This is a genomic window from Nonomuraea sp. NPDC001684 (assembly GCF_053596515.1).
Genome location: NZ_JBSFGJ010000838.1, coordinates 1 through 1,729 on the forward strand (window position 1 = coordinate 1; position 1,729 = coordinate 1,729).

General features: G+C 78.0%; 1 protein-coding gene. It reads right to left on the bottom strand.

From position 1 onward, the window contains the following. The coding region (locus ACWCSD_RS52350) for a helicase-associated domain-containing protein (protein WP_449927358.1) at positions 1 to 1,729 on the bottom strand (1,729 nt) is incomplete at both ends.

The following is a 1,729-nucleotide window of genomic DNA, read 5'->3' on the forward strand; positions in this document are numbered from 1 at the left end:
CTGCGATGCGCGGCCAGCTCGGCCAGCAGGGCCTCGTCGTCGCCCACCACGCAGCAGCCCACCGGGACCACCTCGATCTCCCCGTGCCGCCGGGCGACGTCGTGGATCAGGTACGTCAGGGGCTGCGGCAGCGGGCCGACGGCCACCTCCTCCAGAGCCGAGACGAGTTCGGCGGCGGTGTGACCGGCGTCCAGGGCGCGGCGCACCGAGGACGCGCCGAACCGCCACGAACCGCCGGGCTCGCGGTCGGCGGCCCGGTCGAGGACCTCCGTCAGAGCGGCGGCGGGCGGGCCGGTGACCACGGCGGTCAGGTCGGTCCCGAACAACGCCTGCCGCCGGGCGCCGGCCAGCAGCCCGGCGGCGGCCTCCCCCACCCGCGGCCCGGACGGCGTCCGAAGGGCCAGGCCGGGCGGGCTGAGGGCGTCCGCGCCGAGCAGGCCCAGCAGCCTCGACTCGGCCAGCACCGCGAGCACGACCTCACGGCAGCTCGCCCGCTGCAACAACGGAAGATGCCAGCTCGCGGCCGCCGCCACCTCCTCCGCGTCCGGCACGGCCGCCGCCTCTCCCGGCGCCGTCGCGCCCGGCAGCAGCCCGAACACCACCTCCCGGATGACGCTGGACGGTGTCCCGGTCCCGGCCGGGGCGAGCGGGGTGCGGGGTTTGCCGTCGTACCGGCGGGTCGGGCTGATCGGCAGCCGCCACCACGCCTCGGCCAGCGCGGCGTAGCGGTCGGCCGGCGACAGGCGCAACCACGCGTCGTAAGCCCTGGTCGGCGAGACCCCGGCAGGCCGGGTCTCGGTCGCGCGCCGGGTGCGCACCTGCGTGAGCGGGTTGGCGGCCAGCAGCCCGGCGGCGTGCACGAGGTCGAGCAGCAGACGGACCTCGTCCTCGGCGCAGCCCAGCCGGCCGGCCAGGCGGCGCACCTCCTTGACGCCGACGCCGCCGCCCTTCAGCTCGGGCAACGGCTGCGCCGCCGCGTCCTGCAGCAGGGCCGCGGCCCGGTCCAGGAGGCGGAGGGCGGCCACGGACGCCTCGTGCGCGACCAGGTCGGCGGCGACCGGCCGGGTACGGACCGCCGGCTGCTCGACCGGCAGGTCGATCCGGTGGTCAGGCCCGCGCAGCGCGAGCGCGACCTCCATGGGCATGACGTAGGTGCGCTCCCAGTCGACGCTCCAGACGAGACCGTGATCGCGGGCCCACCGCGCCGGGGTCGCCGGCCGCCGCGGCTGGTGCTGGCCGCGGGGCGGGAACTCGTCGAGCACCCGCGCGGGCCCGCGTTCGAGGAAGTCGTCGAGCAGCTCGCGGGTGCCCGCCGGGGCGCGGGCGACCAGCCGGGCCAGCCTGCCGGGATCGCGGAGGGCCGTGGTGATCGACTCGATCAGCGCCGCTCTGCGCGGCGTGCCCGTGCCGCCCAGCCGCCGGTGCACGTCGGTCAGCTCGGCCACGGTGACGTGCGCGAGCAGCCCGGACAGGTCGGGGCCCAGCCCCAGGGGCGTCGGCAGCACCGCGGGCAACCCGGCGGCCAGGTGCAGCGCGCCGCCCTCGCCCCGCCGTACGAGCGCGACGCGTTCGAGCCGGTCGATCAGCCCGGGCAGGTCGGCGCCGGAGGCCACCAGGTCAGGCAGCGGCCGGCCGCTGCGGGCCGACACCAGGATCGCCTCCACCAGCAGCAGACAGGGCAGCGGTGTCCGGGACAGCGCCAGGTGCACGGACTCCGGCGCGTCGAGCC